This window comes from Hyphomonas jannaschiana VP2, assembly GCF_000685215.1.
Taxonomy (GTDB): Bacteria; Pseudomonadota; Alphaproteobacteria; order Caulobacterales; family Hyphomonadaceae; genus Hyphomonas; species Hyphomonas jannaschiana.
The window spans coordinates 262,757-277,427 of record NZ_ARYJ01000002.1 but is presented as its reverse complement, the minus strand read 5'-3'; the positions used below and the strand labels follow the sequence as shown (position 1 = coordinate 277,427).

Below are 14,671 nucleotides of genomic sequence, written 5' to 3'. Positions count from 1 at the left end.
GCACAGATTACTCGCTACCAGCCTGGCCGCCTTGTCCCTCTCGCCCTTCCTGGCGCAAGCGGATGATGTCCAGGACACGATCATCGTAATCAGCCAACGCCATCTGAGCAAAGAGACTGAAGTTGCAAGCCGTCTCGGGCTTGGACTCTATGAGACGCCGGCAACGGTGGATGTCCTGACTCAGGATGATCTTCAGCAGCAGGGTACCCGGACAGCCATAGAAGCCTTGAACTCCGCGCCTGGTCTTGCGTCCGGAAACCTCCCGGGTTCGGTCGCTTCGGTCTCGGTACGAGGGTTTCATCGCGCCGTAAACTATCTCTATGATGGCGTCCGGCAGGCCAATTCAGACGCCGGCATGCGCGACTATGACAGCTGGATGTTTGAGCGCGTCGAAGTCATCAAAGGTCCGGCGTCCGTAACTTCCGGGGAAGGCGCCTTGGCCGGCGCCATCAACTTTGTGCCGCGCCAGCCGAAACTCGGCCAGCATGGCGGCGAAGTATTCGCCAGCTATGGCAGCCACGGGACGGCGCGTGTTGCCGGTGATCTCAACCTGCCTTTCGGAGACAAGGTGGCGCTCCGCGCGGACCTGAGCTACGCACAATCCGCAGGTTGGATAGATAATACTGATTCCGAGAAGATCGCCGGTCGATTGGCACTTCTCATTCAGCCGTCCGACAAGCTCTCCGTCACGGTGTCGGCCGACCGGTTCGGCGACCAGTTCGATACAGCCTATTACGGCACGCCGCTTGTTTCGGCCGAAATCGCTCGCAATCCCTCTGACATCGTCTCAGGCAGTGCAGGCCTCGTGCTCGACGAAGCCATGCAAGAGACCAATTTTAACGTGACCGATGGCGACATGGACTCGGAAACAACCTGGCTGCGCGCACGGGCGGACTATCAGCTTTCCGCCAACTGGACACTTGTCAGCGATACCAGCTGGTACACGTCTGATCGCAAGTGGATCGACGCCGACGAATATAGCTTCAACGCCGGAAACGGACTTATTGACAGGTTCGCCACTCATATCACCCATGACCACCAATATTGGAGCGAGCGCCTCCATTTTGCATTCGATGGCGACCTGCTTGGTCGTCGCAATCGCTTCACGGTGGGCATAGAGGTCAGCGACACCGATTTCTTCACGGAACGCCGGTTCGGGACGGCGACAAGCACGGATCCCTTCAACCCGGCCCGCAGCGTCTTCCCTCCGGAAGATCCGCTCAACTTCACAACCCGGCAGGACGTGACTGCAGACGTGAAATCCGTCGCCTATTTTGCCGAGGATGCCTACAACCTCACTCCCAAATGGCTGATCGTTGGCGGGTTGAGGCTCGACACGTTCAACCTCGACCGCAAGGTGGACGATCTCAATGCAGACGAAGTCAGCATCTATGGTCGGGACTATGACCCGGTCACCTGGCGTATCGGCACCGTTTACAGCGTGCGGCCCACGACCCAGCTCTATGCACAATATACGAGCGCCGCGACGCCGGTGACGGGCCTCTTCTTCATGAGTTCAAGCCGCGCCGCCTTCGATGTGACAACCGGCGACTCTTTTGAATTTGGCATCAAGTCTTCGATGCTGGATGACCGGCTCCAGCTCACCGCATCACTCTACGCCATCACCCAGAATGATATTCTGACTCGGGACCCGATTGACCCAAGCCTTACCATCCAGGGCGGCCGCCAAGGTTCGGAAGGCGCGGAGCTGACCGTAAGCTGGAGGCCTACGGATGAATGGTCTGCGACATTGAGCGGCACGATACTAAATGCCGAATTTGATGAATTGATTGAGGGCGGTGGCCTGGATCGATCTGGCAACCGCCCGCCAAATTCACCCGAGCATTTGGCAGATCTGGTCGTAGCCTACGTACCTCGTGCTCTGCCGCTGTCCTTCACGGGGTCGGTACGTCACAACGGTGATTTCTTCACATCGAATGCCAATGATGTGAAAGTCGGCGGGTTCACGCTCGTGGACGCGGCGGTTTCCTGGGAGGCGCCGTTAGGACGTCTCACCCTGCGCGGCAGGAATCTGACGGACGAATTCTATGCCGATTGGTCAGGATATGCCTCCGGTCTGGTATTCGTCGGAGAGCCCCGAAGTGTCGAGCTCTCGCTCTCTCGAGAATTCTGATCATTTTCCGCCGGCCGGGTCTTCCTGCGAAGGTCCGGCCGGTAAATCGGACCAATCAAAATGAGCCAGCAACCGCCTATGGAATCGTCAGGCTCTGCCAAAGCAAGTCTCCACAGAACAATCTTCCGGCTCCACTTCTATGCGGGGCTGATTATTGCCCCCTTTGTTCTTATTCTCGCAATCACCGGCACGATCTATCTGTACGGCACCGAGATCGAGGATATCGTCCATCCGGACTGGCGCTTCGTGGAGCAAGCCGGCCCCCATCTTCCGGCTGATATCATAATCGACAATGCGCTGCGGTCTTTTCCGGGTGCCTCCGCCACCCGTGCAGACCTCCCGACATCGCCCGACCGGACGGCCGTCGTGTTTCTTACCCCCGGGGCGGGCGAGCCATTCCGGGCATATGTCGATCCGGTATCCGGCGAAGTGCTCGGCTCCTTCATCTATGGTCATACGCTTGTAGGTTTTGCAGACCAGATGCATGGCTCCCTGCTGATGGGCGAGCGGGGAGATCTCATCGTCGAACTCGCGGCTTGCTGGGCAATCGTTCTTATCGTGACGGGACTTTACCTGTGGTGGCCCCGAACGCAGAACAAGGTCTGGGGCGTATTCCTGCCGCGCTGGGGAAAGGGCCGCCTGTTCTGGCGCGACCTGCACCCAGTCGTCGGTATATGGACATCGGGGCTGATCATGTTCCTGACCCTTACAGGTCTCCCCTGGGCGTCGAACTGGGGCGGGAACTTGGAGCGCGCGATGGCGAACATGGGGCTGGGCTACCCCGCATCCTACCGCATTCATATCGATCATGGCGCCGCGGGCTCGGATCCGGACAAGACCCTCGCCGAAACCACGCCTGGGATACCCTGGACAATGGAACCTGCCCCGGCACCTCACTCGGCCCATGCGCAGCATATGCCGATTTCCGTGCGGGATGCTGTGCAGGTGTTTGCACACGAAGGGCTCACGACGGCTTACAGATTGACACTGCCCGGCGATGCGCACGATGTCTTCACGGCCTACACCTATCCGGACCAGCCGGAAGGCCAGAGGACACTCCACATCGATCAGTATACGGGCGAGGTCATCAACGATGTTTCCTTCGGTGACTACGGTATTGGCGCCAAGGCTGTCGAATGGGGCGTGGCGATCCATATGGGGAATTATTTCGGCGCCCCGAACCAATTGATCATGCTCGTCGCAACCCTTGGGGCAGCGACCTTGTCTCTTTCCGCTCCGTTGATGTGGCTCAGCCGCCGCAAAATCGGCCTGGGGGCCCCGAAACCCTTACATTCTGGACGGGCTTTGTGGAGCATCATTGCTCTGCTTGCGATGTTGGGACTTCTGTTCCCTACGCTTGGAATATCTGTGCTGTGTGTGCTTGCCCTTGAACGGCTTGTGCTCCGGCGCATCGAACCGCTCAGGATCTGGCTTGGATTATTCACGCCCTGATGGAAACGGTCATGATCATTGTCAGCCAAATTGTACTAATCTGTCGGTCAGTGTCGAATGGACGTGGTCGCTTCTTCTCATACACCCTTCCGGGTCGGCCGGCCGTGAAGGCAGCACCTCGACTTGACATTCTTCACTCCACTCGCGATCATGCGAGACCATGTGCTATTCGGTTTCGATCTCCATCTCGATTTTCAGGGTTTGTCCTATCGCAGGACTTTAACCCCCGGCTCGCATTTGTCGTGAGCGGGTCGAGGGGCAAAACCGAAGCCGCAGCGTGATTGAAGCGCAACAAACGACATCTTCAGACAACCGTAACGCTGTGTGCGATGGCACCCCTGCCTTGCTCCTGCGTCAGTCCATGCGTGAAAGTTCATGAGTTCCAAGCATTCCGGCAAGCCTGCCATCTCCGTTTGTCAATCCGACTTTGACCTGCTCTCTGCGCTCGCAGATGCGTTCCATGCGCACAATCCGTCTGTTGCAGAAGAATTGTTGGCAGAGCTTGATAGAGCCCGCGTTATTGACGACGACGCGTTTCCATCAACCATCGCCAGAATTGGATCCACGCTGCGCTATTCTGCCGATACGGGGGACAAGCGTCTCGCAACCCTTGTTCTGCCTAAATATGCAGATATTTCAAAGGGGTATGTGTCGATTCTGACGCCTATTGGTGTTGCGCTTCTGGGTTTGTCCCCCGGCCAGTCCATTGAATGGATATCTCCTCACGGCGACCGACATACGCTGACCGTGGAAAATGTCGGCCAGATCGATTCCAATCAGCCCGGTTTTACTTCAGCCAGCTGACCCCGTGCATCTGAAGAAATACGGCGGAGCCGTGTTCCGCCGCAATATCCAAAGCTCAATACAGAAACGGAATACCAACCTGACTTTCCAGCTGAAGAAAGCCCACATGCACAAGGCATTCGTGACCTTCTTGTTTGAATCCTGAACAGTTACGCACATCAATTATCGATACCCCCTCTTTCCTGGTTTCAATCCCGCTATATTGGTATTATAAAGTCTTATTTATCCTCCTTCACACTCATTGCGTGTGCTGAGACGAGGAGCAAGAAGGAAAACGACGCGAGCATTCAATTCCGGAATGTTCCTGTACCGCATATGTATTTTTAAAGAAGGCCCCCCTCATGTCCGACATTCGACTTCCGAAACCAACACGCGCAGATGCCGAACGGCGCCATAGCCTGGCGCCGGCTGCGGACGACGCATTCAAAGCATTTTCCAAGGCTGTTTTTGCTGAGGGCGCACTGGACGAACCCACCAAGCAATTGATTGCGATTGCTGTCGCTCACGTGACTCAATGCCCATGGTGTATTGAAGGCCACGTAAAGATTGCCAAACGACTGGGTGTCTCGGACAAACAGGTGATGGAAGCTATCTGGGTGGCAGCTGAAATGCGTGCTGGTGCAGCGTATGCCCATTCCATCAAAGCTCTTGCGCTCATGGAAGATGCTGATGGCGATCAATCGGCATAGCACAATGCCACGCACTCTCGTCTGCGATCAGCATCAGGGCTTTTGCGGAATCTGACAAGAGCAGGTCCGCCCGCTCCTGGGGTGCACACAAACAAACTTCTGAGCCTGAGTTTCCTCCTTTCCCAATTCAACACGCCAATGAACAGGAGCCTCCCCCTGCCCCAACTGGACGAAAAACTTGAACTGGTTCTCCACGATGTATTGCAGCGCAATCCTGGCGAAGCCGAGTTTCACCAAGCTGTTCGGGAAGTGCTCGAAAGTATCGGACACATTGTCACGAAACGCCCTGCCTATCTCGACCATGCCCTGATAGAGAGGCTCTGCGAGCCGGAACGGCAAATCATCTTTCGTGTCCCATGGGTGGACGATAAGGGCCAGGTTCGCATCAATCGAGGGTTCCGCGTGCAGTTCAGTTCGGCACTCGGTCCTTTCAAGGGCGGCATCAGGTTCCATCCGTCAGTCAATGTCGGAATTGTCAAATTCCTCGCTTTCCAACAGGTTTTCAAGAATGCCCTGACCGGAATGCCCATTGGAGGCGGCAAGGGTGGTTCGGATTTCGACCCAAAAGGACGTTCCGACGGAGAAATCATGCGCTTCTGCCAGTCCTTCATGACAGAGCTGTGGCGGCATGTCGGAGAATATACGGATGTTCCCGCTGGTGATATCGGCGTCGGACAACGTGAGATCGGATACATGTTCGGCCAGTTCAAACGACTGACCAATCGTTATGAAGCCGGCGTCCTCACCGGAAAGGGACTCAGTTATGGCGGATCTCTCGCAAGAAGCGAAGCGACCGGCTATGGCGCAGTCTATTTTGCCCAACGCATGCTTGAAAAGAACGGGCAAAGCCTTGAAGGAATGCGCGTTTCGGTTTCCGGAACGGGCAACGTCGCCCTTCATGCCATGAGAAAAGCAGCCGAACTCGGTGCCACAATTACAGCCTGCTCAGACAGCTCCGGGTACATTGCAGACCCCGAAGGCATAGATCTGGAGCTGATATGGAACATCAAGGAAATCCGTCGGGAACGCGTGATTTCCTATGCTCAGGAAAAAGGTAGTCAGGCCAAATTCGTGCCAAAGGGCACCGGTTCGATATGGGATGTCCCCTGCGATTGCGCCTTGCCGTGCGCAACCCAGAACGAGCTCGACCGTCAAAACGCCATGAGTCTTGCCGCAAATGGAGTTCTTGCCGTCGTCGAAGGTGCAAACATGCCCTGCACGCCGCAAGCTGTGGATGTGTTCAAACAAGCCGGTATCCTGTTCGCACCGGGGAAGGCTGCAAACGCTGGCGGTGTTGCCACGTCGGCCCTCGAAATGCAGCAAAACGCAAGTCGCGACACATGGAGTTTTGAAAAAACGAACCAACGTCTCGAGGCGATCATGATTGATATCCACGACCAATGTTATAATCTGTCCAAGGAGTATGACGATCCGGGGAATTATGCCCTCGGCGCCAATGTCGGTGGATTTGTCCGCGTCGCGGAGGCGATGCAGGCCCTTGGCGTGGTTTGAGCCTCCTCACCTCCTGAATGCCGAAAGAGAAACACGTCGACCTACGCCCCCTCTCCTGCCCCTGCCGACCAAAGTCTGGGCAACGAAGCGCCTCAACATGCGCATGCGACACTCAGAACTTCTGGTCCGCCGGTAATATGCCGGCGAGTGTGCTCTGCTCCACCTATTATGGTTCACCGCTATTGCTGGTCCGGTCGCTTCCACGCGGCGGGGGTTATGTCGCCGACAGGTTCCCATCAGGATCAGGGCTTCGCATAAACCGGAGAAGCTCTCCTTCGCCAGCAACTTATCCCCGAGCTTGGAGGTCAGATGCAGGCAGGCGAAGCCAACCTCTCGCAGTATCCGTTTTTCCACAGCGAGCCCGGTTCGATGTAGAGTGTCGTTACGCTGAAACGTACCAGGCAATCTGGGGCGATAAGGTCGCGGCGGTTGCTGGAGCGGATATTCTTCGGCGGGCCATGATGGCCGAACAACCCGTCCAGCGTGCGGACACACTCCGGGCGTTGAGCTTACGCGCGACGCGGATGGCGAAGCATTCCCCGGCATATTCATCCATAACGCATAGTATACAGAGCACCTCATAAGCCCCCCCCCCTGACGAAATTATACGACCAGACATGTCTCTTATGCATCGGCGCCCGGCAGGAACGCCGCGACGAACCCAACCTACCGAGGGCGGCGGTTATGTGACAATTTTGTCGGAGTGGCGCGGCCACATATAGCTGTCCGGAAGTCCGGTTGGGCCACAGATTTAGTCCGGTTGCATCCGGGCAAGGTTGAGAAAGCCCTTGATATAGTCCGTGTCGGTATCGCTGCATCTGAGCCCGATATGGATGCTTTTTGCAATCCCCTTCGTCCCGATGCGCACGGCGCGGAGAGGCGTGTCACCTGTATATTCTCTGACCAGCCAGTCTGGCATGGCGCTGACGCCGCGTCCGGCGGCGACCAGCTGCAACATCAGATCCGAGGTTTCGACCGTGCGGTGGCGGCGCGGGATCCGCCGGGCGGGCACCAGAAATTGCGTGAACACATCCAGCCGTTCCCGCTCGACCGGATAGGTGATCAGGGTTTCGCGATCGAGGTCTTCCGGCTCAACATGAGGCTTTACTGCCAGCAAGTGATCGGCGCGGACCACCAGGACGAGTTCATAGTCGAAGACCGGATGATAGGCGAGCGCGGGCCGGCTCAATGGGTCCGGCGTGATCAGGAGGTCGATCTCGTGGCCGAGCAGGGCGCTCAACCCACCGAACTGGAAAGCAGTGCTGACATTCAGGTCCACGCCTGGCCAGGCCGCGAGATAAGGCGTGATGACCCGCATCAACCATTTCTCGCAGGGATGGCACTCCATGCCGATCCGAAGCGCACCGCGCCCGCCGCCGGCGAAATCCTCAAGCACGGTTTCGGCATGGACGAGCTGCGGCAGCAGACGGTGGGCGAGTGTGGCCAGATAGTCTCCGGCCTGCGTCAGGCGAATGCCGCGCCCTTCTCTCTCCCACAGCGTGACTCCATAGCGTTCCTCGAACCGGCGCATGGCGTGGCTGACGGCCGATTGCGTCATGTGCAGCCGGTCGGCTGCCTGCGTGAGACTGCCGGTCCGTTCGATTTCCCGAAGAATGGAAAGGGATTGGGTATCGATCATTTCATGACAATATATCATGAGTATGTGAAAACAATCCATTATTCGTCATGCAAAGGAGTCCGTAGGCTTACACTGGTTTGAAGGAGCAAGGAGACTGGTTATGACGCACGCGGCAAATCTCGGCTTTCCCCGGATCGGGGCCAAGCGGGAGCTGAAAAAGACAATGGAAAGCTATTGGAAGAACGAGATCTCTCGCTCTGAGCTGGAACAAGTCGGGCTCGAACTGCGCCGCCGTCACTGGCATCAGCAGCGCGAAGCCGGCATCGGCATCATTCCGTCCAATGATTTTTCTTTCTACGATCAGGTGCTCGACATGACCGCCACGCTGGGGGCGATCCCTGAGCGTTTCGGTCCTGCCGATGGCGATATAGATCTCGATATCTATTTCGCCATGGCCCGCGGTACGCCGGAGGCACCGGCGATGGAAATGACGAAATGGTTCGATACGAACTATCACTATATCGTTCCTGAATTCACGAAGGGGCAGCACTTCCGGCTTGCCTCCAACAAAGCACTGGACGAATTCAACGAGGCCAAGAAGATTGGGCTGACGACCCGGCCTGTCCTGCCTGGCCCGGTCACCTGGCTAAGTCTCGGCAAAGCGAAGGAACCGGATCTCGATCCGCTGGACCTGCTTGAAGACGTCCTTTCAGTCTATGCTGAATTGCTTGGAAAGTTGAAGGATGCCGGCGCCGAATGGGTGCAGATCGACGAACCTGTCCTGGTACTTGATCTCTCGGATAAACAGAAAGAAGCCTTCAGGACGGCGATGAGGGCGTTGTCGGTGTCCGGCCCCAAAATCATGCTCGCGACCTATTTCGGCAAGCTGGGCGATAATCTCTCCCTGGCTACGTCGCTACCGGTCGACGGCCTGCATGTCGATCTCGTACGTGCGCCGGAGCAACTGGACGATGTAATTGCGCGGATCGCGGACCGGCACCTGTCGCTTGGGCTTGTCGACGGACGGAATGTCTGGCGTTCAGACCTTGATACCTGTCTCGAACAGGCCGAACGCGCGGTAAAGGCCATCGGAGCGGATCGCGTGGAAATCGCGCCCTCCTGCTCGCTGCTGCATGTGCCGGTCGATCTCGACCAAGAAAAGACACTCGATGATGAACTCAAGAGCTGGCTCGCCTTTGCGCGGCAAAAGCTCGGTGAAGTGGCCGGTCTGGCAAAGGCCCTGAATGAGGGCGGCGAGGCGGTTGCCGCCGAGTTCGTTGCATCCGCGAACGCCAACAGGGCTCGCAAGGCATCGCCGCGCATCCACAACCCGGCCATAGCCGAGCGGCTCTCCAGGGTTTCGCCATCCGCTCTGAACCGCCAGAGCCCCTATGCCGAGCGCCGGGCAAGGCAGGCGCAGATCTTCAAGTTGCCAGCCTTCCCGACAACAACCATCGGTTCCTTCCCGCAGACGAAGGAAGTGCGCCAGGCGCGGGCGGCCAACCGGCGCGGTGACATGGACGACCAGTCGTACGGTGCCTTCCTGAAGGCGCAGACGAAAGGTTGCATCGCCTATCAGGAAGAGGCCGGGCTGGATGTGCTTGTCCATGGCGAGTTCGAACGCAATGACATGGTCGAGTATTTCGGCGAGCAGCTGGAAGGTTTCACCTTCACCAGACAGGGCTGGGTGCAATCCTATGGGTCGCGCTGTGTGAAACCGCCCATCATCTTCGGCGATGTCACGCGCCCGAGCCCCATGACTGTGGGCTGGTCACAGTATGCGCAATCCCTCACCAGCAAGCCGGTGAAAGGCATGCTGACGGGACCGGTGACCATCCTCAACTGGTCCTTCGTCCGCAATGACCTGCCGCGCTCGGAGACCTGCCGTCAGATTGCGCTCGCCATCCGCGACGAGGTGCAGGACCTGGAAGCGGCAGGAATCGCGATGATCCAGATTGATGAGGCAGCCCTGCGCGAAGGCCTGCCGCTGCGCCAGGACGACCGGCCAGCCTATCTCGACTGGGCCGTCGGCGCGTTCCGCCTGGCAGCCTCGGGTGTGAGGGACGAAACTCAGATCCACACCCATATGTGTTACAGCGAATTCAATGACATCATGCCGGCGATCGCGGCGATGGATGCGGATGTCATTTCCATTGAGACTTCGCGCTCAGATATGGAATTGCTCGATGCTTTTGCGGAATTTGAGTACCCGAATGAAATCGGCCCTGGCGTCTGGGACATTCATTCGCCGCGCGTACCGGATGCGGCCGGGATGGAAGACCTGCTGAAGAAGGCAAGCCGGGTAATCCCGGCAGACCGGATCTGGGTCAATCCCGATTGCGGGCTCAAGACACGTGGCTGGCCGGAGGTAAAGTCCTCCATCGCGCACCTGGTCACGGCCGCGCAAGCCATGCGGCGAGCCGCGTCAGCAGCCTGGTAGACTATGGCCTTTTGGTCAGGGAGTGCCTGCGCGGCATCTGGCATTCTGCAGGTAGAAGATTATTACCTGTCGGCTGGCCTCCAAATCGGAGAGAGGTAGCCAGCCGACAGGACGAACATCAGACTGGCTGATGGGGGGTCAGGAAACGTCCGATGTCCGAACTTTAGGTCATACGCACCAAGTGGCTGATATTGCAGGAAATTGCTATATTTGCGTCATCTAGAAGACAAGGTTCGCCCGGGGCGGAACCGGCATCCGCTAGCCTCAAAAGAGGCGTGCGCACCGCCGCTCGAATCGCTTCCTGTCCGATCATTTTGCTCTGTACCGTGAATATTTTCTTCTGCTTTTCTGACCTGAATTATCTCGATCCCATTCCCCTTCCTCTGTTGATTGAATTGGGCTAAGAAGGGTATAAATTCAAATAACAATAAGTATATAGCTCGATAAGTTTAGATTATGAGACCAACTCTCCGCCAGCTCCAGTATCTTGTCGCCGTTGCAGAAAGTGGCCGCTTTCGTGATGCCGCGAAACAGGTTCATATCACCCAACCCGGACTGTCATCCCAGATCGCAGCTATGGAAGACGTTCTGGGCGCAACGCTCTTTGAACGCACGGCGACGGGCGCAATTCTGACACCGCGCGGTACAGAAGTTTATCGGCGGGCCAAATGTATATTGCGAGATGTCGAGGAGTTGAAAGCGTTTACACGGCACGAAGCGGCCAAGCTCGATGGGCATTTTCGTTTGGGCGTATTGCCGGTTGTGGGCCCTTATCTACTTCCCATGGCCGTGCGCCAACTTCATACCACATATCCCAATCTGAGATTCTCTGTGCGCGAGGAAACCGCAGGGAAACTCGACATTCACCTGAATGAGGGGACATTCGACACAATCATATCCTCACAGCACGACCACCCCGGACTGGCATACGAACCTTTGTTCGATGAACATCTCTGGATTTGTGTGGCAGCTGATGACCCACTCGCATTGAACCGTGAACCAATTGGCCTTGAGGCGATCAGAGGACGTCACCTGCTAACCTTAAGCGGTGAATTTCGTCTGACCGCCATGGTCCAGAGCCTGTCGGACGAGGCGGGAGGAATCGTTAGTCACGAATATGAGGGCACAAGCCTGGATTCCGTTCGTCTGATGGCGGAGATGGGAGCAGGCATAGCGGTACTGCCCAGTCTGTACGCACTCTCGGAAGTGAGACGAGACCCACAAATGGTCATTCGCCGTATTGATCATCCTCTCGCAATCCATTCTGTAGGCCTGATGTGGAGAGAAACATCGCCATTCGCGCCAAGCCTGCAGGTCCTGGCCGACGAGTTACGTCAGGTTGCGCTTAGCCTGATGGCACTCCCCTCCGATCTTCTTGAATCGACCAGCTAAACGACAACCCAGGCCCTGCATCGCCTCTGCGTCACTTGTAAAACCACCAACATCGGCACCAAGAGCATAGTTGCCGGGATTGTCCTATTCCGATTCCAGATCATGCCGCGGGTCAGATGTGTCGATCTTCATCGCCTTCAGACGCTGGTTGGCTTTCTCGAAGCGCCATGTGTCACGACTTGCGTTTTGCCGCATTTCGAGAGCTGATGTGGCAACGCCGCCGGTGTTTGCTTCCGATCCCGGGGCGAAATGGATTCCGGCGTCCTGGAACATCTCTACGACTTGCGGCGCATACGGTATGTTTGCACTTTGGATGACAGCAAGAACACAATTTGAAACGAGGGCACCTGCATTCCCGTGGTCGAGACCGGACTGGCAAACGGATACCGAGGGAGTGCGGCTGCGTCTGGTATTTCATTGAAGTCTCATACAGGGAAAATGCCAGGAAATGGCCGTGTCGCCATCGGTACCAGCGTTACCATGGTCTGGAGATATCGTTCTTTGCGCTCAGGATAGATTGCAGCTTCAGTTCTTCGTCCCTCGCCTCAGGTACGGCAGACGCAATCCGGAGACCAACATCCCTCAAGAGGACAGACCACATCCAAAACCTTGAACTTCTAATCCGCCGGCAAGATGTCAGCGAGCGTGTATCGATCCAGTGAACTCATGAATGACGCAAGCGCTTCATTCAGGATATGGGGAAGCCGGCAACATCCGGTGATCACGCACTGGTTCCCGGCGGTGAAACATTCCACGAGGGCAAAATCTGGCTCAGTTGCACGGACCACGTCTCCAAGATTTATCTGCTCAGGCACTTGGGCGAGGGCAAATCCACCTGACCGGCCGCGGACCCCTTTCAGATACCCTTCCCTTGTCAGCACATTCACGACTTTCATCAAATGCGATCGAGAGATCTGGTAAGCATTTGCTGTTTCTTCAATTGTGATCAGGCGGTCCCCAGCCGAAGCTGCGTATATCAGGACCCGAAAAGCATAATCGGAAAACGTCGTCAGTCGCATGATTGCCCGCCAGGTGTTGTATGATAGAGCCCCTGGCAACAGACGCTTCCAGGAGGTTATGCCCCTATCTCTCACGCGCGCTGCCGCTGTCTCCCTGCCTTCGACAGAAAGCACAGAACAAACACACTCGCCAGACAGGACTTCAAACCATCAGTCAGAGCTTTCGTTCGGGGTACTGGAATCTGGCCTGCTTGAGACTTACGAGAATATTTACTCGTTATGACTCAAGGGCCCAACAAGGCTTTTCAGCAAGCCGTCTTCAATCGCATAGACCCATCCGTGGAGCGACAATTCTTGCCCTCGTTGCCACGCATTCCTTATACATGGATTTGCAAGAAGGTTTTCGACCTGTCGCAGAACGTTCTGCTCACACAAGAATCCCAGGTGTTCCTCGTCGTCACGATCACCACGATCCAGACTTTGATGCATGTGTCTCGCAGGTTCGAGCCAGTCTCCGATCGGGTCGGACGTCTTGTCTTCCAGCAATGACTGTATCCCACCGCAGCCATAATGCCCGACAATCATGATATGGTCGACACATAGCACCTCAACCGCAAACTGTAGCGCAGCTGAAAAACTTGGATCCGTCGGAACAGCAAGGTTGGCAATATTGCGATGCACAAACATCTCGCCGGGCGCCAGATCGACGATTTCAGTGGCAGGAACCCGGCTGTCACAGCAACCAATCCAGAAATAACGTGGTTTCTGCTGGCCGCTCAGGCGTTTGAAATAGTTGGGGTCTCGTTTCTTCGAGGCGTTCACCCAAGCGCGGTTGCGCTTGAAAAGATCATCCAGATGTTTGTCTGAATTGCGTATGCTTGCCTCTTCGATGTCAATTTGAGACGGCTCATCCGACATTGCCGTCACAGATCCACCACCCGCAAATACGGTTTCAGTGTCCTGAAACCCTGTGGGAACTGACGCAAAGCCTCTTCATCCGATAGTTTCGGAGAAACAATTACAGATTGGCCAGGCACCCAATTCACAGGTGTCGCCACACTGCGGACATCCGTAAGCTGAAGGCTATCAATGGCTCGGAGTATTTCATCAAAGTTCCGCCCTGTGCTTGGCGGGTATGTGAGGATCAGCCTGACCCTCTTCGCAGGATCAATGACATAAACAGACCGCACCGTCAGCAACGGGTCACAATCCGGATGGACCATATCATACAGCGTCGAAACGCTCCGGTCCGCATCCGCGATCATCGGGAAATTCAGCTGCGTGCCTTGCGTTTCGTTGATGTCGATCGTCCATTTATCATGTGCTTCGACCGGATCGACTGACAATCCCAGTGGCTTGACGTTTCGTTTCTCCCATTCGGCTTTTAGCTTTGCGACTTCGCCGAGTTCGGTTGTGCAAACGGGTGTAAAATTCTTCGGATGACTGAAGAATATGCACCAATTACCCTGAAGCCATTCATGAAAGCGAATTCTGCCTTGCGTACTCGCCTGCTCAAAATCGGGGGCGATCTGACCGAGCCTTATTCCCATATTGCACTCCCAGAATATCTACTTTGAGGCTGCCTCATTTGCCTCATACGAACAAACGAATGTTATTGCAGGTTCAGATGAAATAATTTGCACATACATCGAAACGCTCCGGGCAATCCCCGCTTTGAGTGAAGCGATTTCCAGGCCCCTTGCAGGGCTG

11 protein-coding genes and 1 pseudogene are annotated in these 14,671 nt (G+C 56.3%); 7 read left to right on the top strand and 5 right to left on the bottom strand.

Annotation, left to right across the window (positions count from 1 at the left end):
• Positions 1 to 31: 31 nt before the first annotated feature.
• The 5 genes from HJA_RS04110 (at position 32) to gdhA (ending at position 6,591) form a co-directional block, all read left to right on the top strand.
• Entirely contained in the window at positions 32 to 2,134 is a 2,103-nt protein-coding gene (locus HJA_RS04110) for a TonB-dependent receptor (protein ID WP_241764289.1), read from the top strand.
• A 60-nt stretch (positions 2,135 to 2,194) separates the two neighbouring features.
• Positions 2,195 to 3,586, top strand: a complete 1,392-nt coding sequence (locus HJA_RS04105) for a PepSY-associated TM helix domain-containing protein (RefSeq protein ID WP_155839855.1) — start codon at positions 2,195 to 2,197, stop codon at positions 3,584 to 3,586.
• 375 nt (positions 3,587 to 3,961) lie between these two features.
• Entirely contained in the window at positions 3,962 to 4,390 is a 429-nt protein-coding gene (rnk, locus tag HJA_RS04100) for a nucleoside diphosphate kinase regulator (protein ID WP_035578547.1), read from the top strand.
• A 341-nt stretch (positions 4,391 to 4,731) separates the two neighbouring features.
• The gene (locus HJA_RS04095; RefSeq protein ID WP_035578545.1) at positions 4,732 to 5,079 is read left to right on the top strand and encodes a carboxymuconolactone decarboxylase family protein; all 348 of its coding nucleotides are present in this window, start codon (positions 4,732 to 4,734) and stop codon (positions 5,077 to 5,079) included.
• A 138-nt stretch (positions 5,080 to 5,217) separates the two neighbouring features.
• Entirely contained in the window at positions 5,218 to 6,591 is a 1,374-nt protein-coding gene (gene gdhA / locus HJA_RS04090; protein ID WP_035578542.1) for an NADP-specific glutamate dehydrogenase, read from the top strand.
• A gap of 751 nt (positions 6,592 to 7,342) precedes the next feature.
• On the opposite strand, the gene HJA_RS04085 is transcribed toward gdhA, so the two are convergent.
• A complete protein-coding gene (locus HJA_RS04085) occupies positions 7,343 to 8,230 on the bottom strand; it encodes a LysR family transcriptional regulator (RefSeq protein ID WP_035578539.1) in 888 nt (295 codons plus the stop codon).
• Positions 8,231 to 8,330: 100 nt separating this feature from the next.
• Between HJA_RS04085 and metE the strand changes: the two genes are divergently transcribed.
• Positions 8,331 to 10,610: a 5-methyltetrahydropteroyltriglutamate--homocysteine S-methyltransferase gene (gene metE, locus HJA_RS04080; protein ID WP_035578536.1), complete on the top strand. Its 2,280-nt coding sequence runs from the start codon at positions 8,331 to 8,333 to the stop codon at positions 10,608 to 10,610.
• Between the two features lie 456 nt (positions 10,611 to 11,066).
• On the top strand, positions 11,067 to 12,002 hold the full coding sequence (locus HJA_RS04075) for a LysR family transcriptional regulator (protein WP_051597337.1): 936 nt from the start codon (positions 11,067 to 11,069) through the stop codon (positions 12,000 to 12,002).
• Between the two features lie 84 nt (positions 12,003 to 12,086).
• Here HJA_RS04075 and HJA_RS18620 read toward each other — a convergent pair.
• The 4 genes and pseudogenes from HJA_RS18620 to HJA_RS04055 all read right to left on the bottom strand — a co-directional run.
• Positions 12,087 to 12,365 (bottom strand): annotated as a pseudogene (locus HJA_RS18620) (NADP-specific glutamate dehydrogenase); the annotation flags it as partial.
• 254 nt (positions 12,366 to 12,619) lie between these two features.
• Positions 12,620 to 13,021 (bottom strand): RrF2 family transcriptional regulator, encoded by a 402-nt coding sequence (locus HJA_RS04065; protein WP_035578531.1) that lies wholly within the window; start codon positions 13,019 to 13,021, stop codon positions 12,620 to 12,622.
• A 210-nt stretch (positions 13,022 to 13,231) separates the two neighbouring features.
• On the bottom strand, positions 13,232 to 13,879 hold the full coding sequence (locus HJA_RS04060; protein WP_035578528.1) for a carbonic anhydrase: 648 nt from the start codon (positions 13,877 to 13,879) through the stop codon (positions 13,232 to 13,234).
• A gap of 5 nt (positions 13,880 to 13,884) precedes the next feature.
• Entirely contained in the window at positions 13,885 to 14,511 is a 627-nt protein-coding gene (locus HJA_RS04055) for a peroxiredoxin (protein ID WP_035578525.1), read from the bottom strand.
• Positions 14,512 to 14,671: the final 160 nt, after the last annotated feature.

Excerpts from the sequence above, each read along its gene's own strand:
- HJA_RS04105 (WP_155839855.1), top strand. The coding sequence starts at position 2,195 with ATGAGCCAGCAACCGCCTATGGAATCGTCAGGCTCTGCCAAAGCAAGT.
- rnk (WP_035578547.1), top strand. The coding sequence starts at position 3,962 with ATGAGTTCCAAGCATTCCGGCAAGCCTGCCATCTCCGTTTGTCAATCC.
- HJA_RS04095 (WP_035578545.1), top strand. The coding sequence starts at position 4,732 with ATGTCCGACATTCGACTTCCGAAACCAACACGCGCAGATGCCGAACGG.
- gdhA (WP_035578542.1), top strand. The coding sequence starts at position 5,218 with ATGAACAGGAGCCTCCCCCTGCCCCAACTGGACGAAAAACTTGAACTG.
- HJA_RS04085 (WP_035578539.1), bottom strand. The coding sequence starts at position 8,230 with ATGATCGATACCCAATCCCTTTCCATTCTTCGGGAAATCGAACGGACC.
- metE (WP_035578536.1), top strand. The coding sequence starts at position 8,331 with ATGACGCACGCGGCAAATCTCGGCTTTCCCCGGATCGGGGCCAAGCGG.
- HJA_RS04075 (WP_051597337.1), top strand. The coding sequence starts at position 11,067 with ATGAGACCAACTCTCCGCCAGCTCCAGTATCTTGTCGCCGTTGCAGAA.
- HJA_RS04065 (WP_035578531.1), bottom strand. The coding sequence starts at position 13,021 with ATGCGACTGACGACGTTTTCCGATTATGCTTTTCGGGTCCTGATATAC.
- HJA_RS04060 (WP_035578528.1), bottom strand. The coding sequence starts at position 13,879 with ATGTCGGATGAGCCGTCTCAAATTGACATCGAAGAGGCAAGCATACGC.
- HJA_RS04055 (WP_035578525.1), bottom strand. The coding sequence starts at position 14,511 with ATGGGAATAAGGCTCGGTCAGATCGCCCCCGATTTTGAGCAGGCGAGT.